Source organism: uncultured Ruegeria sp. (genome assembly GCF_947489545.1).
In the GTDB taxonomy this organism is placed as follows: Bacteria; Pseudomonadota; Alphaproteobacteria; order Rhodobacterales; family Rhodobacteraceae; genus Ruegeria.
The window spans coordinates 293,693-315,361 of record NZ_CANLDZ010000004.1; the positions used below are offsets into that span (position 1 = coordinate 293,693).

General features: G+C 54.2%; 23 protein-coding genes. 10 read left to right on the top strand and 13 right to left on the bottom strand.

Translation table 11 applies throughout. The annotated features are described in order from the left end of the window. Window positions 1-148 precede the first annotated feature (148 nt). Window positions 149-313 (top strand): HGGxSTG domain-containing protein, encoded by a 165-nt coding sequence (locus Q1B13_RS27005; RefSeq protein WP_366871031.1) that lies wholly within the window; start codon window positions 149-151, stop codon window positions 311-313. Window positions 314-927: 614 nt separating this feature from the next. Here the strand turns inward: Q1B13_RS27005 and Q1B13_RS08525 are convergent. Next, a complete protein-coding gene (locus Q1B13_RS08525) occupies window positions 928-1,698 on the bottom strand; it encodes a leishmanolysin-related zinc metalloendopeptidase (protein ID WP_299079470.1) in 771 nt (256 codons plus the stop codon). A gap of 498 nt (window positions 1,699-2,196) precedes the next feature. Between Q1B13_RS08525 and Q1B13_RS08530 the strand changes: the two genes are divergently transcribed. Beyond that, the gene (locus tag Q1B13_RS08530; RefSeq protein ID WP_299079473.1) at window positions 2,197-2,439 is read left to right on the top strand and encodes a hypothetical protein; all 243 of its coding nucleotides are present in this window, start codon (window positions 2,197-2,199) and stop codon (window positions 2,437-2,439) included. Between the two features lie 70 nt (window positions 2,440-2,509). On the opposite strand, the gene Q1B13_RS08535 is transcribed toward Q1B13_RS08530, so the two are convergent. Continuing rightward, complete coding sequence (locus Q1B13_RS08535; RefSeq protein ID WP_299799771.1) at window positions 2,510-2,677, bottom strand: hypothetical protein; 168 nt, start codon at window positions 2,675-2,677, stop codon at window positions 2,510-2,512. Between the two features lie 135 nt (window positions 2,678-2,812). On the opposite strand from Q1B13_RS08535, the gene Q1B13_RS08540 reads away from it, so the two are divergent. Further along, window positions 2,813-3,028 carry a hypothetical protein gene (locus Q1B13_RS08540; protein ID WP_299079476.1) on the top strand — a complete coding sequence of 72 codons (216 nt, stop codon included), beginning with the start codon at window positions 2,813-2,815 and terminating at the stop codon, window positions 3,026-3,028. Window positions 3,029-3,871: 843 nt separating this feature from the next. Continuing rightward, entirely contained in the window at window positions 3,872-4,651 is a 780-nt protein-coding gene (locus Q1B13_RS08545) for a 2OG-Fe(II) oxygenase (protein WP_299079479.1), read from the top strand. Window positions 4,652-4,771: 120 nt separating this feature from the next. Here Q1B13_RS08545 and Q1B13_RS08550 read toward each other — a convergent pair whose 3' ends face one another. The 5 genes from Q1B13_RS08550 to Q1B13_RS08570 all read right to left on the bottom strand — a co-directional run bounded on the left by Q1B13_RS08550 (window position 4,772) and on the right by Q1B13_RS08570 (window position 8,671). Further along, window positions 4,772-5,143 (bottom strand): DUF6614 family protein, encoded by a 372-nt coding sequence (locus tag Q1B13_RS08550; protein WP_299079482.1) that lies wholly within the window; start codon window positions 5,141-5,143, stop codon window positions 4,772-4,774. Between the two features lie 371 nt (window positions 5,144-5,514). Then, window positions 5,515-6,312 carry an ABC transporter permease gene (locus tag Q1B13_RS08555; RefSeq protein ID WP_299079485.1) on the bottom strand — a complete coding sequence of 266 codons (798 nt, stop codon included), beginning with the start codon at window positions 6,310-6,312 and terminating at the stop codon, window positions 5,515-5,517. Beyond that, window positions 6,309-7,061, bottom strand: coding sequence for an ABC transporter permease (locus Q1B13_RS08560; RefSeq protein ID WP_299079487.1), 753 nt, complete (start codon window positions 7,059-7,061; stop codon window positions 6,309-6,311). The genes Q1B13_RS08555 and Q1B13_RS08560 overlap by 4 nt, the downstream gene beginning before the upstream one ends. 6 nt (window positions 7,062-7,067) lie before the next feature. After that, window positions 7,068-7,832, bottom strand: a complete 765-nt coding sequence (locus tag Q1B13_RS08565; RefSeq protein WP_299079490.1) for a transporter substrate-binding domain-containing protein — start codon at window positions 7,830-7,832, stop codon at window positions 7,068-7,070. Window positions 7,833-7,873: 41 nt separating this feature from the next. Further along, window positions 7,874-8,671: an ABC transporter ATP-binding protein gene (locus Q1B13_RS08570; protein ID WP_299079493.1), complete on the bottom strand. Its 798-nt coding sequence runs from the start codon at window positions 8,669-8,671 to the stop codon at window positions 7,874-7,876. A gap of 78 nt (window positions 8,672-8,749) precedes the next feature. Here Q1B13_RS08570 and Q1B13_RS08575 point away from each other — a divergent pair, with 78 nt between their 5' ends. The 4 genes from Q1B13_RS08575 to Q1B13_RS08590 are packed head-to-tail and all read left to right on the top strand — an operon-like array spanning window position 8,750 to window position 12,973. Continuing rightward, a complete protein-coding gene (locus Q1B13_RS08575; RefSeq protein ID WP_299079496.1) occupies window positions 8,750-9,406 on the top strand; it encodes a TetR family transcriptional regulator C-terminal domain-containing protein in 657 nt (218 codons plus the stop codon). Next, window positions 9,403-10,587: a pyridoxal phosphate-dependent aminotransferase gene (locus Q1B13_RS08580; RefSeq protein ID WP_298934078.1), complete on the top strand. Its 1,185-nt coding sequence runs from the start codon at window positions 9,403-9,405 to the stop codon at window positions 10,585-10,587. The genes Q1B13_RS08575 and Q1B13_RS08580 overlap by 4 nt, the downstream gene beginning before the upstream one ends. Next, complete coding sequence (locus tag Q1B13_RS08585; protein ID WP_299079499.1) at window positions 10,584-12,188, top strand: 5-guanidino-2-oxopentanoate decarboxylase; 1,605 nt, start codon at window positions 10,584-10,586, stop codon at window positions 12,186-12,188. The genes Q1B13_RS08580 and Q1B13_RS08585 overlap by 4 nt, the downstream gene beginning before the upstream one ends. A gap of 2 nt (window positions 12,189-12,190) precedes the next feature. Beyond that, window positions 12,191-12,973 carry a dimethylarginine dimethylaminohydrolase family protein gene (locus Q1B13_RS08590; RefSeq protein ID WP_299079501.1) on the top strand — a complete coding sequence of 261 codons (783 nt, stop codon included), beginning with the start codon at window positions 12,191-12,193 and terminating at the stop codon, window positions 12,971-12,973. 527 nt (window positions 12,974-13,500) lie between these two features. On the opposite strand, the gene Q1B13_RS08595 is transcribed toward Q1B13_RS08590, so the two are convergent. The 6 genes from Q1B13_RS08595 to Q1B13_RS08620 form a co-directional block, all read right to left on the bottom strand. Further along, the gene (locus tag Q1B13_RS08595) at window positions 13,501-13,947 is read right to left on the bottom strand and encodes an SRPBCC domain-containing protein (protein ID WP_298934075.1); all 447 of its coding nucleotides are present in this window, start codon (window positions 13,945-13,947) and stop codon (window positions 13,501-13,503) included. 19 nt (window positions 13,948-13,966) lie between these two features. Next, entirely contained in the window at window positions 13,967-14,377 is a 411-nt protein-coding gene (locus Q1B13_RS08600) for an SRPBCC domain-containing protein (protein WP_298934074.1), read from the bottom strand. Then, window positions 14,377-14,709 carry a metalloregulator ArsR/SmtB family transcription factor gene (locus Q1B13_RS08605; RefSeq protein WP_299079503.1) on the bottom strand — a complete coding sequence of 111 codons (333 nt, stop codon included), beginning with the start codon at window positions 14,707-14,709 and terminating at the stop codon, window positions 14,377-14,379. Before Q1B13_RS08605 ends, Q1B13_RS08600 begins: the two co-directional genes overlap by 1 nt. A 200-nt stretch (window positions 14,710-14,909) precedes the next feature. Beyond that, on the bottom strand, window positions 14,910-15,089 hold the full coding sequence (locus tag Q1B13_RS08610; protein WP_299079505.1) for a DUF1801 domain-containing protein: 180 nt from the start codon (window positions 15,087-15,089) through the stop codon (window positions 14,910-14,912). A 102-nt stretch (window positions 15,090-15,191) separates the two neighbouring features. Beyond that, a protein-coding gene (locus tag Q1B13_RS08615) for an IS5 family transposase (RefSeq protein WP_299079506.1) occupies window positions 15,192-15,994 on the bottom strand; the annotation gives its coding sequence in 2 pieces (ribosomal slippage) (window positions 15,192-15,646 and window positions 15,646-15,994; 804 coding nt in all). A 130-nt stretch (window positions 15,995-16,124) separates the two neighbouring features. Then, window positions 16,125-17,939: a BCCT family transporter gene (locus Q1B13_RS08620; protein WP_299079508.1), complete on the bottom strand. Its 1,815-nt coding sequence runs from the start codon at window positions 17,937-17,939 to the stop codon at window positions 16,125-16,127. A gap of 773 nt (window positions 17,940-18,712) precedes the next feature. Here Q1B13_RS08620 and Q1B13_RS08625 point away from each other — a divergent pair. Continuing rightward, window positions 18,713-19,924, top strand: coding sequence for an MFS transporter (locus Q1B13_RS08625; protein WP_299079511.1), 1,212 nt, complete (start codon window positions 18,713-18,715; stop codon window positions 19,922-19,924). Between the two features lie 24 nt (window positions 19,925-19,948). After that, window positions 19,949-21,202, top strand: a complete 1,254-nt coding sequence (locus Q1B13_RS08630) for an SLC13 family permease (protein WP_299079514.1) — start codon at window positions 19,949-19,951, stop codon at window positions 21,200-21,202. Window positions 21,203-21,669 lie beyond the last annotated feature (467 nt).

The following is a 21,669-nucleotide window of genomic DNA, read 5'->3' on the forward strand; positions in this document are numbered from 1 at the left end:
GAGCGTTTGCAAATGTCAAAACTTTGCGGTTGCTTGGTTAGTCAGTCCGCTACCCGCCTATGCCCTCGTCCAGATAGGAGATACAACATGACAAGCGAACTCAAAGTTTGCGGAGCCAGGACAAGGACGGCGTATTCCTTGACGCCCCATTACAGAGCGTTCCCAGTGTCGCCTGCACGGTGGTCAGTCCACTGGGGCAAAGACGCCCGAAGGACGTGGGCGTATCTCGGAAGCAAACACAGCGCTTTGGGCTGAACGTAATCGGTTGATTGCTCTGGCGTTGGAAGCAGAGCGTGAAGCGCGCATTAGTTAACCCGGAAAACCTAGCAATATCAGAGGCGGTTTCGGGAAAAGGTACACGATATGTCAAACCGCGCAGGCATCTGGATAGAGGAACACCGCGCACTCCATGTGTGGCAGGGCATAAATCAAATTGGGGCGAGGTTGTCAGTCGACTAGTAGTCGCCCCAGCACGTGATTTGCCTGACGAAGCGCGTTTGAGTGTTGAGCGTCCTTTGTCAGCGCTGTCAGGGCTGGGTAATTGTGAAATGTAGCTATAACCTCTATTTCCCCGTTCGTTAACTTAAGCGTAGTTCTAATGGGTTCGGACTGCCTACTTGCGCCTAGATTACGCAGACCCGATGCTTCAGAAACCTCCGGTCCTTGAAACTTTAGAAGGCTTGGAAATACGGCTATCAGTTCCTCTGCGGCAGCAAAGACCCTATCAGTTTCTTCAGAAGTCAAAGCCCGTGAAGAAACTGACGCACCATTAAAAGTCCTCTCCATATTTCCGTTCTCTGAAATCGCCACGGAACGACTACTGTTGGCACTTTCGACAGTCCAAGTGAGAATTCGCGTCAATTCGTCGGATTGTATCGGAGACGACATTAGCCCCACCAGAGTTGATACAAGCAGGGTCTTACGCAATTAACCATTCTCCCATTCCGACAATCGAACAGGTTTCGTGCGAATTACCTGGCAACATGGAATCGTGGGAGCTGTCAAAGCAATCATCGCCAAGAGGTTTGAATCGGGCAATGCGTACGGATCGGCCTGACTATAATCGACCTCATACCCCAAATCTTCCAATGTCCCGATGGTCATGCGACTAAGCGGTCGCGTTGCTCCCGACAAGAATCCTGTCATCAATTCATGGGCGAATGTCTTTTCACGCCAATGGCCCTCGCGTGTTCCCGGGCCGCCGGTGTTTGCAATCGGTACTTTCGTTGCGGTTCCTTGTCCGAGCAAGTCGCCATATTCGCGTGAAGCGTTGGGGCCTGTATAGGCTGGATCATCCCCGCCAGATCCTTCGATAAAGTCGAAGAAGTCAGAACTCCACAGCGTGCCGATGCCCAGCACATGGCCCATTTCGTGCAGGATTACATCCGTCAGACCGCCATTGGTCTCCATCTCGGCCAAGTCGCCCGTATCAAATGACATCAACCCCCTTGCTGGAAGGTCATTGTCATCTCGAAGAATGGTTGGACCCGCCTGACCAAGAACGCCACTCGGACCGTCAATGAATATTCCTTGCGCTTCGATTACCAATCCATCAATTTGTTGTCCGTCTACGACGACAGGCGTCAAAGCTCCGACGATTACTTCGCGCCACCGGTCGCGAGCAGACGTAAAGGCTGCCTGTTGCGTCACTGAAAGTCCGCCAGAGAATTCGATTTCAAGTGAGAAGTCACTAGCCATAAAAACACCTCCTTAAATAATGGAACAACAATACCAAAAAACCGACTAAAAATCCACTTTTGACACTATCTGTTCAAACTCGGAAAGCTTATTCCGCAGGTTGGAAATAGTGGAACTTCCGCATTCCAAACGGTTGTATTCTAGTCGAAACCATCATTTCATCGTCGAGCCCCCAGATATACCCGGCAGGCGAATTTATGCGGTTCGGGCACTAATGGACCACCTAACACTTTTCAACTCCCTCACAGACCCGCATTTCGAGTCTGCGGATTCTCAGCGGAGCCTTGCCGTGCGACATGTTTTGGCTCGGATACTAACCGCCTAGTCGCAGTGGGGGAATTTTGCCGAGCAGGTGTTTGCAGGCGCGACTCTCACAAACACGCGGAGATTGGCGCAAAATCGTCCTGCAAACTCCGCATGGGTGACGCCCGATGCGTCTGGGTGTTTCTGGTGCCTGTCCGGACACAACCACTCAGCTTTTGCTTAGGAGCCAATGCAATGAAACCTAAATATATCACCGCACTTGCAACTGTCGCGTTTGGATTGCCCACACTGGTCGCCGCGCAATCTGCGGACACCAATGGAGATGGCGTTTTGACCATTGAAGAGGTGCAGGTTGTTGCGCCAGACGTTGATGCCGATACCTTTACGGCAATGGACGCCAATGGAGATGGTTCTCTGGATCAGAGCGAGATTCAGATTGCGCAAGAAGCGGGCATACTGCCGCCAGATAACGGCTAAACTGCTTCTTGAGAATGGCGGCCCGATCCTCCCCGGGCCGCCTGCCTTCAGGTCCTACCGCATTTTCAGATTAGACTTGGCCACGTTTGGCTCTGTTGCACATCAGTGTGATAACTATCCCAATTGGACCCAGCATTACGCCAAAGGCCGTGTGCAGTCCGACGCTTAAGCCCTTGGTGTTGGCGATATAGGCGCAGACGATGCCGCATAGGATGGAAAGTGCGATGAGGACTATCATGTCACCGAGTTAAGTGCTTTCATTCCCATTTCAATGCGGCTGATGCGGTCGGAGCTACCTGTGGGTCCGGGCAAATCCCGAAGAGTTGATTTGAAACCTATCTTCCAACAGAGTGCAAAGTGCAGGAGGATCACCATGCAAAACCCGGAAAGTTTCGAAAAGTTCTATTTCGCTAAGGTTGGCATGGGCGAAGCCTGTGGCTGCGCTGAGCGGATTATCGACGTGTTCGAATTCAACCGTAAGGGCGGCGTACAGCCGAAGCGGACGATGAAGCAAGACAAACGCAGACGACGATCGTTTCGCTCATGGGCCGTCAAGTATGGCTTGCTCAACCGAAAGCGCAGGGTTTGATGCGGACCATCGACGGCGCGTATTGGCTTATATCGTAGCGCAATTGAATGGCTAATTGAGCATCAGTTGAGAGTTAACTCCATAGAGGCTGTCATGGATGATAAGGCACTCAAAAAACGATGGCCTGGGGTAGATTTGCAGACTGCTAAACTCTTGGAACGTAACTCTGGTGGCGACCGGAACAAACGGGAGCAAGCGTTGGCTGGCCAACCGAAGGTTAGCCCATCCAGATTTCGCGGAAGGAAAACTAAGCAATCAACTTTCAAAAAGGTTGCTTCACCTGATGATGTTGGATCTTCCAGTAACGCCTCCGTTGAAGAAGGGTGCCATGTCTGCGGTGGCTCTGGCGGGCATAATTACGAGAGCGGAGACGTACGTTGCACTCATTGCCATGGCAAAGGCGTATTGAAATCTCGCCAATACTAGACTGCAAGTACCTCGAAGCAAAAGTCCCAAAATTTCTTCCGATGTGAGACGGCCATGGAAACCATCATGAAAGTATATCAGGCGATTGGGCGGGTGTACTTGGCAGCTGAAATTTAATGCCTTGCGCCGTCAGTTCCATGCCGCGCGCGTGCAAACGCCGAAACAGCACAAGGCTGGTCTGGTCTTCCGATTTGGCTATAGCTTGGGCCGCAGCGGGTTGCGAGATACTTACGACCTACACGCCGATGCGATGCCGGCAGTCTGCCCACGGCTCTGAAGTAACGACATTGCTTGAGTTTTATCTTGGTCATGGATTCTGAATGAGATTCTCCATCCCCACGGCAACAAAAACAGTTTTATTTGTTCTTTGACCTTGATTATCCTTTTTTTGAAGGAACACGAACGCAGGAGATATCCATGAAACTGCGCGACATTATCGACTTCAACACCTTTCCAATTGATGACGCCGAATTTCGGGCGGCCTGTAAGAAAGAGTTCGACCATACGGGCGTTTTCCTGATGCCTCGCTTTGTTCAGAAGCAAGCAATTGATGCGGTTCGGGATGAAGGCCTTGCCAACAAGGAGAAAGTCTTCAAGTCCACGAAGCAGCACAATGTCTATCTGACCCACAAGGATGAAAGTTTCCCTGATGATCACGCGCGCAACCGACTTGTGACCTCATCCAAGGGATGCATCACCGACGACCTGATGCCGCAGAATTCGGCCCTGCGCACGCTCTACAACGCCCCGGTTTTTCGCAGCTTTTTGTGCGATGTCCTGGGCGAAGAGGCAATGCACGAATATGCCGACCCGTTGTCCTCTATCAACCTACACTTTGCAGAGAAGGGAGAAGAGCTTGGCTGGCACTTCGACAATTCGTCTTTTGCGATCACGCTGATGGTGCAGGCGCCAGAAAAGGGCGGAACATTCGAGTACGTCAATGCTGTCCGCGATGCCGATGTAGGTGAGATGGGATTCGAGAAGGTTGACGAAATCCTGGACGGAAAAAAACCAGTGGAAGCCGTCTCTGTTGAAGCCGGGACACTCGTATTCTTCCGTGGGCGCAATTCGATACATCGGGTCGCACCGAACGAAGGAGACCTGACGCGCATTCTGGCGGTGCTGGCCTATAATGCAGAGCCTGGCATCGAGCTTTCCGAGGCGGCCCGAATGACATTTTATGGGCGGCTGAACTGAGAGTGTATTGATCCGATCACAACGTCCCGCGAGGCGAAGCACGTGACGCAGCTTGAAAGCCGACTTTGGTGCACATTCAGCGAATTATCGTGAGTGGCAGCTCTGCGGACACTCCTGACATTAGCCGCAGTCTTCCACCGTTTTTGATCCAGCCTCATGCAGCAGCACAAAGTGGGTTTCCGTGACCTGTTTGTTCATGGCAACATGCAGACTCCGTAGGGGTTCACAGTGATCTTCAACATAGCCCCAAGCATCCAGCGAGGCCTGGTGGCTGTGAAAACGCATTTCGATAACGATTCTAGCATTTGGAAAACGGGTGTCGTAACCGGAGTGGTAAGCGCGTTGCCAAAGTCGGTGTGAATGCAGATACCCAGTTTGTTTTAGATGGTCGCAGAACGCATCAAAGGCTGCCTTGAACGTTTCAAGATCATATCCCTTTCTGAGATTGAAGGCTCCAGGCATCGAGCATGTGTCTGACGTTTTCGGGGTCACTTCGCCGCTTCCTCGTCATCCGGTTTAACTAAATTTGGACTGAAACTCATAACTTGCTTTGATCTATGCGACACAGAGAGATCCAATTTCGGCCAATCGCCGCGTCATGACAAAATTGTAGGTTTGGGCTCTCCTGAGACCTTCACCACATAACCTCGATGCTGCAGCGCGGCCCGTCAAACCAGCCATTCGCTGCGAGCGCAAAACAAACGACTCGTTGAACTAGCACTTCGCGAGATAATACTGGCCCTCTCTATGCCGCTTCAATTGACCGCCTTGCCGGTATACTCGCAACGCCAGTAGGTCAGGACAATTCGTTAAGAAGCGCGACCCTGTAGGCAGTGAGTTTAGGCTTCGGCTTCTGGCCGGTACTAACCGACAGCCCCGTTGCGACGTCCAGTCCCAAGGACCTTTACTTCCAGCCAGTGGAAACCCAAAGCTATCACACCCGCAACGAGAATATAGAATATGGCCAAAAGTATGAGCGGCTCATAAATTATGAACGTGTCGGACCGCACGCGCGAAGACACCGCGTAAATGTCGACAACAGTGATGGTCGCAACCAACGGCGTGGCTTTCAGTTGTAGGATGGTTTCACCACCCAAAGTCGGAAGAACATTGCGGATCGCCTGCGGCAGCCAGATACGTCGGAACATGGTCAGCCGTGGCATTCCGAAGGACTTGGCGGCCTCTAGCTGGCCCTTGGCGACCCCCTTGAAGGCACCGCGCATGACCTCGCCTTCGTAGCCGGCATAGGACAACGTCAGCGCCAGCACTGCATAGGGCCACGCCTGTCGCAGATAAGGCCAGAGTTCTGACGAACGAATCCAAGGAAACTGGGGGAAGAGCGAGCCTAGCCCATAGTACAATAGCCAAAGCTGCAGCAGCAGCGGCGTGCCACGGATGATGGTGCAAAATGCCTTCGCAGGAGCGGCAAGATACCAGGGCCCAACCGCCTGCGCCAACCCAAGCGGGATCGCGAGCAGGAAACCGAGAACAACGGTAACAACCAACAGCCAGATTGTCGTCCAAATGCCCTGGAGGGCCAGCGGGACGTACTTCGGCATCCAGTCCCACTGCAGCGATACTGCGCACCAGATAACGATGCCGGCGAATATCAGCATCATCACGATGCGATGTGGCTGCATCAGCGATCTGAAATCGATCATCTGCTCCCTCCCTTCAGAGAGGGTTGGCCGCGACGGGCCCATTTCTCAATCCGGGCGAAGATACCGCCTGAGCACAGCGTGACCATGAGATAGAGAAAACCCGCTGCCAGAAAGAAGGTGAAATAGGCGCGTGTGCTACTGGCAGCCTGTCGGGTTTCCAGCGTCAGTTCGTTAAAGCCCACAACGGCAAGTAACGCGGTGTCTTTGGTTGCAATCAGCCACAGGTTGGCCAGACCAGGTACAGCAAAGCTCATCATGGCCGGGATTGTCACGCGGCGCATGGTCATAATGGCAGGCATCCCATAGGATTTGGCGGCCTCGATCTGACCGGGTGGAACCGCCTGAATCGCACCGCGCAGAATCTCGGTCGCGTATGCGCCCTGAACGACACCCAGCACCCAAATGCCCGCGGCAACACCATTAACCTCGACCCGCCCACCGCCCATTGCGGCGGAGATCTTATTAATGATGTCAGATCCTACGTAATACAGGATCAGGATCAGAACCAGTTCCGGGACAGCCCGGATCACAGTTGTATAAATGGCGAGAAGATCGCGCGTGACCTTCCCGCCGTAAAGTTTGCCATAAGCTCCGAACAATCCGATCACGAGGCCAAGCGCATACGCACCAAAAGCGATTTGCAATGAGTGAGACAATCCGCGCAGCAAATTGGCCCCCCACCCCGGTGGCGAGAGCGACAGAAGCTCTGCGCTCTGCGCCAAACCTAGTGAGTCTAACAGTCCGGACACAGCAGCTTAGTAGATGCTGGCTGTGAAGTAGTTCGAGGTGATCTTCTCATGTGTGCCATCGGCCAGAATGGCTGCGATGCCTTTGTTCAACGCCGCAAGCAGGTCATCCTGCCCTTTGCGCACACCGGCACCAACACCCCGTCCCAGAATGGCTGGATCATCTGCAACTGCGCCTTTGATTTCGCAGCAGGCACCGGCATCCGAGTTCACAAAATCAGCCATGGCGATGCTGTCGGCCTGGGTGGCATCAATGCGGCCCGCGAACAGGTCCTGATTAGCCTCATCCTGAGTCTGGTATACACGCAGCTCGGCATCTTTGAAGTATTCCTGCGCATAGGCCTGGTGGATGGTCGAAGCCTGAATGCCAACAACTTTACCAGCCAGCGACTCTGGAGTCGCTTCGATATCCATCGATTTATCTGCGACGATGACCGCAGGTGTGTTGTAGTAGGGATCGCTGAAATCAATGGTTTTCAGCCGCTCTTCGGTGATCGACATGGAGGCCATGATGGCATCGATTTGCTGCCCGGTCAGCGACGGGATGATACCGTCCCAGGCCACCGGCGTGATAACACAGTCAAGTTCCGCAGCTGCGCAAACAGCATTGATTACATCAATCTCCCAACCCGCCCAGTTGCCTGAGCTGTCCAGCGAAGCGAATGGCGGATAAGGTTCGGCCGCAATGCCGATCTTGACCTCTTCGGCGCTGGCGACACCAGCCGAAAGGATAGCGGCGGCAAGGCCGGACGCGAGCAGTTTCTTGACGTTCATTTCATTACTCCCTTTTGGTTCATTCGTTTGTTTTGACTGGATCAGGCAACTGAGCTGAGGAACTGCTTCAGCCGTTCTGATTTTGGGTTACCGAAGACCTCGGCAGGTGGCCCCTGCTCTTCAATGCGGCCCTCGAAGAGATAGACGACGTGGTCGGCGACTTCGCGCGCGAATTTCATTTCATGGGTGACAAGCAGCATGGTGCGCCCTTCCGCAGCAAGATCGCGGATTACAGTGAGAACTTCACCCACCAACTCGGGGTCAAGTGCCGAGGTGGGCTCATCAAAAAGCATTACCGAAGGGTCTACTGCAAGCGCCCGGGCAATGGCAGCGCGTTGTTGCTGACCGCCTGAAAGATAGGCCGGATAGGTGTCGGCCTTGTCCCCGAGCCCCACCCTCTTCAGTAATTCGTGCGCCCGCGCGATAGCCTCTGCCTTTGGAACCTTGAGGACATGTACCGGCACTTCGATCACGTTCTCCAAAAGCGTACGGTGCGTCCACAGGTTGAACTGCTGGAAAACCATGGCAAGCCGCGTACGGATACGCTCAATCTGGCGGCGGTTGGAGGGGCTACCATCGGTATGCATTTCAACCAGCTCACCGCCGATGGTGATCTTTCCCGAGCTTGGCGTTTCCAAGAAGTTGATACAGCGCAGCATAGTGGATTTGCCAGAACCCGACCCCCCGATGACGGCAACAACATCCCCCTTGTTAGCCGTCAGGGACACACCCTTCAGAACCTCCAGCGTACCGAAGGATTTGTGCAGGTCCTCAACCTTTATCGCCTCATTGGATGCGGCTGCTTCGAGTGTGGGTGATACTTCTTTGGCTGTGTCCATATCCAAGAATCTTTTGATTTTCAGCTTGCAGTAAGCCCCGAATCTCGCAATTATGCAAGTGTATAATAACTCCATGCCATGGATGACACTGACGTGCAGGACGACAGCCGCAAATTCAAACGTGAGTCTGCCGAGTTTCGGTGCGAGGCGCTGATACTGGCAACTTTGGACCTGATCGCCGAGATGGGCGTTCGGGGTGCCACGGTGCGAGAGATCGCTGCCCGCGCGAACGTGACGCAAGGGTTAATCCGGCACTACTTCTCGTCGAAGGAAGAGCTGGTTCAGGCCGCATATGAACACCACATGAATACGCTGACCGATCAGACAGCTGCTTCGTCAGGACAGGGAAGCGCGGTTTCTCAATTGACCAACTTCGTTGACGCATCGCTGCGGCCACCAATCGTTGATCCAAGCGCTGTGGCCTTGTGGGCCGGTTTCCTGAACAAGGTGCAGCATGATGCGAAAATGCAGCGCATCCACCAGCAAACCTATAACTACTTCCGGGATCACCTCGAAAAGCTGATCGTCGCCGCATTGCAAGAAACCGGGCGGTCAGTCGAAGCATCGGAAGCAACGCAGCTGGCCATTGCCTGCAACGCGGTGATTGACGGCCTCTGGCTGGAAGGAGGCGCGCTTCCGGATGCTTTTTCCGAAGGCCAACTGGCGCAGATCGGTTTGGATTCTGTCGGCGCCATCGTCGGGATTCCATTGACCAAAGAGGTAGAGCAGTCATGAAGACCACATCGGTGACAGAACGGTTAGCGGGCTTGGGTGGCACCAAGTGGGGCGTACACCTGAAAGCGCGCGAACTTATCAAAGCCGGAGCGGATATCGTCGAAATGACGATTGGAGAGCCGGATGTACCTGTGCCGGAAGCATTGACCGAAGCTACAGTAACCTCATTGCGAGCACAGCGGACAGGGTATTCCAATGGGCGCGGCGAAGCCGGGCTGCTTGACGCACTTGCTGCGCGCTATTCAGCCGCTCGCGGGCGGGCGTTCGGACCCGAGAACTTTCTGTGCTTTCCCGGAACGCAAACCGCCCTATTTGCAGCCATGGCCGGTGTTGCAGAGGCCGGTGACGAAGTTCTAGTCGGCGATCCGATGTACGCGACCTATGAAGGTGTCGTTCGTGCATCTGGGGCGGAAATGGTGCCCGTTCCGCTGCGGCCCGAGCATGGATTTAGCATGCAGGCCGAAGATATCGCGGCCCGCATCACTCCGCGCAGCCGCGCCATTCTTCTGACAACACCGCACAACCCGACGGGCGCGATCCTGACCGCTGCCGAAATTGTCGAGATCGGGCAGCTTGCGATTGCGCATGACTTGTGGATCATCTCGGACGAGGTCTATGAAGAACTGATCTTTGACGGTGCCCAATTCGTTTCGCCTTTAGCCAATCCGGAGTTGGTGAATCGTGTCATAGGCGTATCATCAATCTCAAAGTCGCATGCTGCCCCGGGGTTCCGCAGCGGTTGGTGTGTCGGACCCGCAGCATTCTGTGAAGCGCTGCTGCCGTACTCCGAGACCATGCTCTTTGGTAATCAGCCTTTCATCGCAGACATGACGGAAAAGGCGATCCGCGACGGGTCCGAGGTGGCCCCCGGCATGGCCGTCCGTTTCTCAGGGCGCGCCACCCTGCTGGCCGATCGCCTTGAAGCGGAAACGGATCTGACTGTTCACCGACCCGAAGCGGGAATGTTCGCCCTCATTAACGTCTCCGCCACCGGGCTGGATGGCGAAGCGTATGCATGGGACCTGTTGCAGGCCGGGGTGGCTGTCATGCCAGGATCTGCCTTTGGGGATAGCCTGAAAGACTGGGTGCGGGTCGCGCTGACCATCAGCGACACCGGCTTTGCCACCGCGATCGATCGCATCATCGATCACGCCAACAGCAAATCACGCGAGGTTGCATGAACGGAATTACAATCGGCGAAGCTCTGGTTGCCAAGCTTCGCCAAAGGGGTGTGACCTGCGTTTTCGGAATTCCGGGCGTTCACACGGTTGAGCTGTACCGAGGGCTCGCGGCCTCGGGAATTCGCCATGTTACGCCCAGGCACGAACAGGGTGCGGGCTTTATGGCCGATGGCTATGCGCGTGTTTCGGGCAAACCGGGCGTGGCCTTTGTGATCACCGGCCCCGGGTTGACCAATACGCTGACGCCGATGGCCCAGGCGCGCGCCGATTCAGTACCAATGCTAGTGGTTTCCGGTGTCAACAAAACCGCATCGCTCGGCAAGGGCTTAGGACATCTGCATGAATTGCCTGACCAACTTGGGCTGGCTAAAACGGTTGCGCTGGTATCCGAGCAAGTTGCTGACACCAAAGCACTGGACCCGATCTTGGACCGTGTTTTTCACAGCCTCACAAACGGTCGCCCCGGGCCCGTACATATCGAGGTTCCGTTGGATATCGCAGCGGCGGAGTATCAGGAAACACCCGTTGGGACATTCGATCCAGAGCCCCCGGTCGACCCGGTATTGATCACACAAGCCGCAAAGCAACTGGCTGAAGCGAAGAAAACTGTCGTTCTGGCGGGTGGCGGCGCGAAACGTGTTGAGGCCGGATTGCAAGCACTGGCCGAAGCTCTGGATGCCCCCGTGGTGCAAACCGTCAACGCGCGCGGCCTGATGCACGGACATTCCCTGACCGTTCCGGCCAGCCCCAGCCTGAACGCGGTACGCGCACTAATAGGAAGCGCCGATTGCGTACTGGCCCTGGGAACGGAGCTGGGGCCGACCGACTATGACATGTATGCCACCGGTCAATTTGCGGAACTGTCAGGCCTGATACGGGTTGATCGGTGCAGCGATCAACTAACACGACATGAGGCAGCACTCACCATCCAAGGTGACGTTGACCTGGTTGTGCCGGCGCTGTTTGAGGCCTTGCCGCATAAGCCAAAGCAAAGCGATGGTGCGGACCGTGCCAGCAAGACACGCGACGCCGCCTGGGAGGAAATTGGTCCCGAGTATCGCCATCTGGTAGAAATCCTGAATGCGATACGCTCTGCGGCCCCAAATATGCTAATAGTCGGAGACTCCACCCAACCAATTTATGCCGGCAATCTTTTCTATGACCACGACCGGGCCGGTGGCTGGTTCAACGCAGCGACGGGTTATGGGGCGCTCGGCTATGGGGTAGCCGCGGCCATCGGTGCATCAATCGCCGATCCTGCAGCACGGGTGATCTGCATTATCGGTGACGGAGGCGCGCAGTTCTCTTTGCCTGAAATCATGGCAGCAGTAGACGAAAATCTGCCGGTCACTTTCGTGATCTGGAACAATCACGGGTACCGGGAAATTGCAGCATCGATGCAGGATGTGGGGGTATCAGTCATAGGATGTGATCCCTCGCCCCCCGATTTTGCTGCAACGGCCAAGTCATTTGGCATTCCCTTCACCACGGCTCAAGCCGAACCACAGGCCGTCGCGCACGCGTTGCGCAAAATCGCGGCCTTGGATGGTCCGTCAATGATCGAAGTCACCGCCTCGAAATTCGAACCTCAGAAAGATTGAACATGTCAGACCCGACCTTTGAGTTTTCCCACGCCGTCACCCGTCGCCCGGCTCCGACCATAGCTGGCGGATTGCGTGCAGAAGATATCGGAAATCCGGATTTCGACGGGATGATGGCGGCGCATAAGGCTTACGTGGCAGCACTAAAAAGCACCGGAGCTGAGGTGATCGAACTTGATCCCCTTGATGCGTTCCCTGACGCGCAGTTTGTCGAGGACACAGCCCTTTGCCTGCCGCAGGGTGCTGTGCTGATGCGGCCGGGTGCACCATCGCGAATGGGTGAGGTGGCCGAAATGGCCTCGACACTTCATGCATGCTACGAAACTGTCTTCGAAATCAAAGGCCCTGGTCATATCGAGGGTGGGGATATCCTTGTAACTGGTCGCGAAATACTGGTGGGCCGTTCAGACCGCACTGACGCTGAAGGTGTCACCGAGCTGGCTAAAATCACCTCCGAGTGGGGCCACAAACTGCGCGAGGTGTTTACGCCCGAAGGCGTTTTGCACTTCAAGACAGATTGTTCGCTGATGGATGCCGAGACAATCCTGTCAACCCGGCGGTTGGATGCATCTGGCTGCTTTGAGGGCTACCGGGTGCTGCATGTTGCTGATGGGGAAGAAGCTGCCGCCAATGCTATCCGTTTCAACAATCTGGTGATGATGGCTGCAGGCTTCCCACGCACCGCAGAGTTGCTGGATCGTGAAGGATATAAGGTCGTTGAGATCGACAATACCGACTGCGCAAAGCTGGATGGTGGTATGTCCTGCCTTTCGCTAAGGTTTTGAGGGTTTGACAAGTAGCTTTTGATTATCGGCGTTCTTGGAACCAACAACTGAATGAATATCAAGTTTATTTGACCGAAACTAACTCATGATTGCCTTCGAATGCGCGCAAAATCCGGAGGAGTTTGGCTGCGAAATACGTGTCAGGGGCGTTCTGTGGATGGCTGGAAGCATGCCTCTGACGATTGTTTTTTGTTCAAAGAATCGGATCTAAGAAACAGGTGGATTCGTCGTCATGAAATCCACTGAACAGATATGTGTAGATCATCCAGCAATCTACTATGGGCTCACTTCCGCCGCCTGAGCAAGCGCTACAACTGCACGGGAAACACATTTCGTTCCAGAGGAAGCGGCCCGTTCCAGACCTTCGGCCAACCCTCAAGATGCTTCAGCCGCAACCCGCTTTCCCGGCATTCGCTATGGGCGCGAGTTCATAGTTTTATTAGCTTGAGTGCGGGGACAAACCTGCCGTCCTTGGGTCAAGCGGACTCAATTGACCAACGCTGCAATAGCGCCACGTCATATTGACATCATTCGTGCTGAAAGGGTTGGCCTTTGCCGCTTTCGAGGTAGGTCTTGAGACTTTCAAATAGAAAAAAGTCCCAACCTGCCTCGCAAATCTCCCAGCATTCCATGCTTTCGACCAAACCTTCATGTGTGAAACTCAGCCGGGTTTTGGTTTCCCCTACGGGAGACAGGTTCCAATGGATTTTCGTTCCTGTCCATTCATCATCCCGGGTCAGGGATTCGTTGTCATGGAAATGTTCTTCAATGTCCCATTCGACCCGCTGGTTTGCGATCAATTGGCTCACTTTGATGTGGTTGTACGTCTTACCAAACCGGGTTGCAAAGACAGTGCCAACTTGTGAGGCACTCCCGGACCCTGTTGTCCACCAATGCGTGATGCCCATGGTAATGGCCTGGTACACCTCTTCTGCGGAGGCGTTGATTTCAAAGGTTCTGCTGAATCCAGTCATAATCTGTCTCCCACAACAATCAGTTAGAATTCGCTAGGCAAACGCGCAATTGCTTGAGTTTCACGGGCCATCCCTGTGACAGGCTTTCGATATCGGCCTGTGTGGTCATCCCTTTGTGGCTCAGAGTGAGTTGAGTTCCGCCATCGACGGGTTCCAGTTCAAACCGCACGCAGGTCGGCTCAGGAATGTCCGCGCTGGCCCATTGCCACTCCATCCGTCGTGGCGGTTCGACTAAGACGACAACACACTCCGTAAACCCCCGCCAATTGTTTGTCGCGGTGCCTCGAATAAAAAACTGGTGGCCGGCAATTGGACGAAAATCGCAGGGCATTAGCCATTCAGCGATGGCCGCAGGATCAGTTAGAGCTTGCCAGACGGATTCGACAGGGTGTGGGTAAAATTCTTTCAGCGTCAGACGGAGATCCTGCATCACTTATCACCCTCGTACTTGTCCAGATAATCACCCAGCCGTTTCAGCCGATCCTGCCAGAAAGGACGATACCTATCTGTCCAGTCATGAACTTCCTGAAGAGGTTCAAACCGGCTCCGGTACAGCCTTTGTCGACCATGTACCTTCCGTTCGACCAGCCCCACTTCATGCAGCACATTCAGGTGCTGCGACACTGCTGCATAGGTGATCCCAAGTTCTTCGACACAATCGCCTACAGGGCGGGCCTCACGTGCGAGGAACCCCAAAAGCGTCCGACGGTTGGCGTCGGCGATGGCGTGAAAGACGTCCGATGATGCTTTGCTTGGCGGCATTACTATTTATATTTAAGTTTATGCTTAAATGTCAATATCAATGCCAAGACCGAGTTGATTGCGTGAGACTCTCACCTATCCTGCTGATCGCACCAGGCGATACATATAGCCATAAGTTCGTCGGCCTTGTTTTTGAGCTCTTCCAAGTTGGCAACTTTTAAACTCCGGGCCTCTTTACCGCCTCCTTCCAGGTTGGGAAATTAGCCTTCGATGAACGGCCCTTTGTGAAACATCAGCGAGGCATGTTTTTTGGCACGTGGAAAGAAGCACGCAATGTTGCCCTTGTATGTGAAGGTCGGAGCTTGCCACTTGATCGTCTCTCCAATTCTGCTGTCTGCATCCAGCACGAGCCTGCGCATTTCTGCGACCACAGGTTTCATCAGATTGTCATAATTGGACAGGCGGAAACCGAGGCCCTGTTTCAACGCGTGCTTCAAGAACGACGTAATCACGACAGAACAGGCCGTGACTCCAATCGCTAGTCATGTTGACAAATGGCGGAACCATAGACGGATTGACGTGATGTCGATGAAACCCAGAAAACTTTCAGCGGTTTTGTCGTAGCGGGTTACGACACGGCGCGCGCGCTTGTGCTTATTGCAGCACCGCTCGATCATATTGCGCAGCGGGTAAAGCGTATGATCCACTCCAACACGCATCTTGCGGGTCTTTCGCATCGGGATTTGCGGCTGGATATTGCTCTCGTTCATGTTTTTCCGAATGGGATCAGCGTCATATCCGCGATCTGTCAGCAGCACTTTCGGCTTAGGTAGGTTGTCAGCCATGACAAGGTCAAAGCCAAGGTAATCTGACGTTTGCCCCGGCGTGATCTCGGTTCTCATTGGCAAGCCGTGCGCGTTGAAACGGAGGTGAATCTTGGTCGAAAACCCACCTCTTGAGCGGCCAAAATCCTGTTCCTGAGTCCCCCTTTTGCATCAGCGGCTTGGTGGTGCGCGCCGATCACGGTGCTATCAACCATTTGCAGGGCGTCGGGAACGGCTCCGCTTTGGTTCAGGGCATCCAGGATACCCTCCCAAAGCCCTGCCAGAGTCCATCGCCTGAACTGGCGGTAAACGCTGGACCATTTGCCGAACTCCTCAGGTAGGTCCCGCCACTGGGAGCCGGTTCTGGAGATCCAGAAAATCCCAACCAGAACAAGGCGGTGGTTGGTCGGTTTGCTCCCTTTAGTGGCACGGATAGCGAGGATGAAGTGTTCAAAGAACGCCCATTCCTCATCAGATCTCGTGCCAAGCTGGTCTCGATCGAGGGTTCCAGCTTGAAGCATGCCTGTGGTGCGTTGTAAACGCCGCCTAGCGCCGTTTGCAATGAACCCGGTTGAAGGTCTTCATGTGGGTATGACAAATCCGGATAGGACTAGTAGCTCAATGGAAATCCAGCAGCATTGGTTCTTGATTTCACGATGCGCTTGACCATCCGTTTTGGCTTGATCGCCGAAGGTCATTGATCATTGCCTTCGCCAATGAGACGCACATCAGCAGTAAAACAACGCTGAATGGAAGCGCACCGATAATCATTGAATTGGTTAGCGCCTCCAAACCTCCATCACCCGCGATCAACAGTGTTCCGATCACGAGTGTCAGCAAAGCGCCCCAGATCACACGGTGTTTAAGGTCCGTTTCTTCGGCACCGCCTGACATGATCGTGTTCATTACCAATATCCCGGAATCGGCGGAAGTGACCAGGAAAGTCATGGTCAGGATCACGCACATAATGCTGATGATCGTCAAAAAATTGCCCGAGATCATCTCACTCAGCGTGACAAACAGGGTTGCCGTCGTTGAGGCTGCGAGGATCGCACCATTCGCATCACCATTTAGTTCCAGATCAATAGCCGAGCCGCCAAGGATCGTCATCCAGCCAAAGCAAACAAGAGATGGGGCAATAACTGCCCCCAAAATGAACTCGCGTACTGTACGTCCTTTCGAGATGCGAGCAAGGAACAGACCCACAAAGGGCGAAAAAGCAATCCACCAAGCCCAGTAGAACGTCGTCCAACCAGATTGCCACTCAAATAACCGCCCCTGGGTGCCCGCATCGTAAGCTGCGGTTTTGGTCGCATCAGGCAGGGCCGCCGCATCATCACTCAACGCTTGCAGAAAGGTCTCTTTCGTTCCCCAGGCATCTGTTGCTCCGGCAAACAATTCACCTATAAATGGCGCGGCTTCGACCGGCAGGACCGATGCAAATTCCTCTTGCGATGCGGGGCTGTGGGTTTGGAAACTCAGCGGGATGAAGTTGACGATGTAGTCGATCAGCGCTCGAAGGTATGTTGTCATCGCAAAGGTAAACGACCCAAAGGCTATGAAGACCGCAAGCAGAACCATCGAAAGTATCAGATTAAGGTTGGACAAGTATTTCACACCAAGTCCGACACCAGAAACGGCAGACAAGGTCGACATAGTCATGACCAAAGCCAGCGCTGCAATCAGACCCGCAGTCGAAGGTTTCATCGCGGAATCTGCATTGTCCGTTAACCATTGCATACCCGTCATCAGAAATGCGCCGTCGACCAGTTGAGACACGCCATAGCCGATGGTGACCGCCACCCCGAGTATCGTCGCCACAACCCCGAGGATGTCGATCACATGACCAGTAACTCCATTTGCATATTCCCCCAGAAGAGGGGTCAACGCCGCGCGGATCGTCAACGGCATGTCACGGGTGTAAGCGTAGTATGCGAGACTTAGACCAGTTACAACGTAGATGGCCCAGGCATGGAAACCCGTGTGCAGGAACGTGTAACGGTATGCCCCTCGTATGGCCTCTTCGCTCTTGGAATTCACCTCGCCCGAGACGGTCAGCGGATTCGTTTCCCACAGACCTAGCGGCTCGGCCGTTGCGTACACCATCAGGCCCACACCCAATCCCGCACCAAACATCATGGAAAACCAGGAGAAGTTAGAAAATTCGGGCAGTTCATCATCTGCGCCAAGCCGCATGCGTCCAGTTGCCGGGATGAGTGCGACGATAAACAAAAAGAATGCAAACAGCGCTACTGAAAAATCGTAGAATGTATTGAATTCGGACAGCAATCCGGACTTCCAAGATCGAAGAGTATCGTTTGCAGAGAACGGCCAAACCAACGCCCAAATAACCAACAGCGACACCGAGAGCTTGCTGGCCAAAGCAATTGGCAGATTGTACCCTTGGTAAAACCCGGTCGATTGCGTTTCTATTTTGAGGTCTGTGAAGGGGTCCTCAAGCGCCATTTTGTTCCGGTCTAACAAATTTCAACTACTTCGCGCGCAGGTCTGTCGGTTTTTGTCCCTCACAGATTTGCGCCGCAGGCATTAAACATCCAAAATATGGGTCAGGACTGCAACACCTTTCACTCCTTAGAATCAACTCTGTGACCGTTTGGCTAACCCAAATCACTGAAAATATCGTTAGTTAAGTTCTTACTCATTGGGGCTGAGTGACAGCGGGTCGGGAAATGAACTGCGAGACCAACGAAACAACTATTTGACAAAAGCTACCATCCGAGCAGCACGACATTTTTGTGGATCTGGACTCAAAGCCGGCCTCGCATGCAGCGCAGCATCATGTGATATTGTCCCTCGTCAACGTCGGGTAGGTGCCCGCAGTGTCCGGTTCGAGATTGGATCAGATCTGGACAAGCTATTTCAGCTCTTAGAGAACTTGAGCAGCCGTACCGTCGTCTGTGTGAACCCAATCTCGGTGTCGCGTTTAGCCGCTGGAGCAATTAGCGCAGCTTTCGTGCGGCGTACGAATGCATCGCCCAAATTGAACGGGTCTGGGGTCAATCTGACTCCAAATTGTTCCCCACAACAAAATCGCTAACTAATAGTTTTCAAATTGAGAAACACGCGTGGGTTGTTTGATGACGCAAAGTAAGCGACATTCGTGACAAACGCTGCCCGGCGTGAGCGCGCTGAGATCGGAAAAAGGAAATTGGGGAGGCGGGCATCTTGCGCGAGGAATCTTGGTAGGCGGCAGCAGCACTGGACAGAGCAGTAAAGCTTTGAACCGCCCGCTTTTAGGGATTAATTTTTTTGCCGGTGATGTGACTGCGGGGTTTGGGCCCTATCTTGCGATCTATCTTCTGGCACAATTGCACTGGTCCCCGCAAAGTATCGGATTTGCATTGGCGCTGGGATCGATTGTGACGGTTCTGGCGCAAACCCCGGCGGGTGCATTGATTGACTGGACGAGTGCAAAACGCCTGTTGATGGTGGCATGCGTCTCGGCTGTGGGCCTGGCCGCGCTGATGCTTGTATTTTCGGATGCGAAATACGCCATTTACAGCGCACAGGCCACGATGGGTGTGGCCCTTGCCTTTCTTGGTCCACTGATAGCGGCGATCACCCTGGGTGTTGTCGGTCGACGTGCGTTCACGCGTCAGACCAGCGCCAATCAGGCCTGGAACCATGCGGGCAATGTGGTTGCCGCTGCAATCGCCGCAGGACTGGCGCTGGCTGGGTATGTGGATGGTGTGTTTGTGCTGATCTCAGTCATGTGTATCGGGATGATCTTTTGCACGCTTATGATCAAACCCTCAGATATCGACCATGAAGCTGCCCGCGGTGGCGTGGCCGAGGACGACTTAGGCGAGGAAAGACCTAGCGGGTTCGCCACCATACTAGGTAATCGGACATTGATTGTCTTTGGTGCTTCGATCGTGCTGTTTCACTGCGCCAACGCCAGCATGCTGCCATTGGTCAGCCAAAAGGTCGCCAGTGGCGGGGATACAAAATCGGGCATTGCGTTCACCTCGGCCTGCATCATCTCGGCCCAGTTCATCATGATCGGCATGGCGATACTGTGCGGTAAAACAGCGGATAGCTGGGGACGTAAACCTCTGTTCCTGATGGCATTTGCGATTCTGCCAGTTCGCGCGATCTTATATACTATGACGGACAACTCAGTAGCTCTGGTGGCGATCCAGTCACTGGATGGAGTAGCAAATGGCATCTTTGCGGTCTTGTTCATACTGATTGTCTCGGACGTTACCAAAGGAACCGGGCGGTTCAACATTGCTCAGGGCGCTTTGGCGACACTTGTGGGTATTGGCGCGTCTGCGAGTAACTTGATTGCGGAAGAAATCGTACAGTTCGCCAGCTATGACCTAGCCTTCTACTTTCTGGCCGGAGTGTCCATCCTTGGCGCAATCATCTTTGCAACCCTGATGCCCGAAACGGCGGCCCACAAACAGCCCGCTGCCGAATCCTCCTGATCCCAAGAAAACGGAGAGATCCCTTTGTCCTTCAGTCTTGCTGTTTCCATCGCCGTCTTCACGCTCATCGCCATTCGCGAATGGTTGCCCTCCTTTCTGAAGATCTGGCACGTAATGACGGCGGGTGCTGTCGTACTGCTGGTCAGTGGAACGATTACGCCCAAGTCAGCGTACCAGGCGATTGACTGGAACGTCATGCTGTATCTGTTCTCGGTCTTTTCTATTGGCCGGGCGCTGTATGAAAACGGTATCTCGCACCGGATTGCGGGATGGATGGTTGGCTGGAGGACGCCCGGAGTGTCTCTTGTCGCCTTCATGCTCTTGTTCGCGCTGGTTGCCGCGGTTCTGACGAATGACGCCGCTGCAATTATCGGCACGCCCATTGCCCTGATGCTGGCAAGTCAAACCGGAGCGGATCAAAAGACGTTTCTAGTGGCGCTCTGTGTGGCCGTGACCATTGGCAGTATGGCCACGCCCATCGGCAACCCACAGAACCTGCTGATCGCCGCAAGCGGAGAAGTGCCGGCTCCGATGGTCACATTCGTGCATTGGCTGATCGTACCAACGTTGATCTGTTTGGGGGGCAGCGCATTGTGGCTGTCAAAACGCATGATTATCTCCACGCCCGACGATGAACAATCTGATCTGGTGCAAGAGGCCGAGGGCACCCAGTGGCCCGTCCTTTCGGCCATCGCGGTTCTGATCGTATTGGTGACGGTCGAAAGCATACTGGCCGCCACTGGTTCCGATTTCGGGTATCCGTTGGGCGTCGCAGCGGCAATTGCCTGTCTTCCGGTCTATCTGTTTGACGGAGCGCGCGCCAAAACCTTTGTTCGGCTGGACTGGCCAACGCTGGTGTTTTTTGTTGCCATGTTCATCGTAACCGGCGCGCTGCTGGATTCTGGCTCGCTGCAGGCGATGCTCGGCGAAGAACGCGAGCATATGAACGAGCCGCTGGTCACTGCCGGGATCAGCTTCTTCGGCAGTCAGGTGTTTTCGAACGTGCCCCTTGTGGATATGTACCTCAAGCTGTTGCCCTCGTTTGATGTGCCGAACCTGATGATGCTGGCCGGTGTGTCGACCCTGGCCGGAAACATGTTCATCATTAGCGCCGCCAGCAATGTGATCGTGCTGCAAATGGCCGACCGGATGGGCGCCGCTGAAGTAACGTTCACTCAGTTCATGAAGGCGGTTCTGCCAATTGGCATCGTCTCGACGCTTATTACGATTGGGTGGATATTGCTGCTTGAAGAACACCTGTCGGGCAAAGTGTTTTAGGCAAATAGCCGAGCGACTTTCGCGGCATGAGGTAGACTTCGCTGCTCTGGGGGATAGACGCTACTAATTGATCTGAAAATTCCTGCCTGAATGCCTCCTATCACATAACCAAAAGTTGAGTTTTGCACATGCGGCGAACTTCTGCTTTCGCCCTTGACTAATCTAGTTAAGTTGCCTCACCCCATCCGCATTCGCCACGTGGCAGATCAGCAGGAACAGGCGCCTACGGTGTCTGTTCCAAAAACCAGCCCTGATTTTTCCGAAAAGAGGTCAGGATCAACGGAATCAGTTTGGATGCTGGGCGAAAGATGTGAGGCCCAAAAAGCAAAGATCCTGTCGCTGGCGGCAGTACTATTTGTCGCCTACATACGTTTTCCATTCCCTCTCAACACAAGGCGTTGAACGAAGCTGCTGGGATCTATGAGCTGGACACGGCTTACTTTGATAAAGGCTGGGTTGTCCCGCAG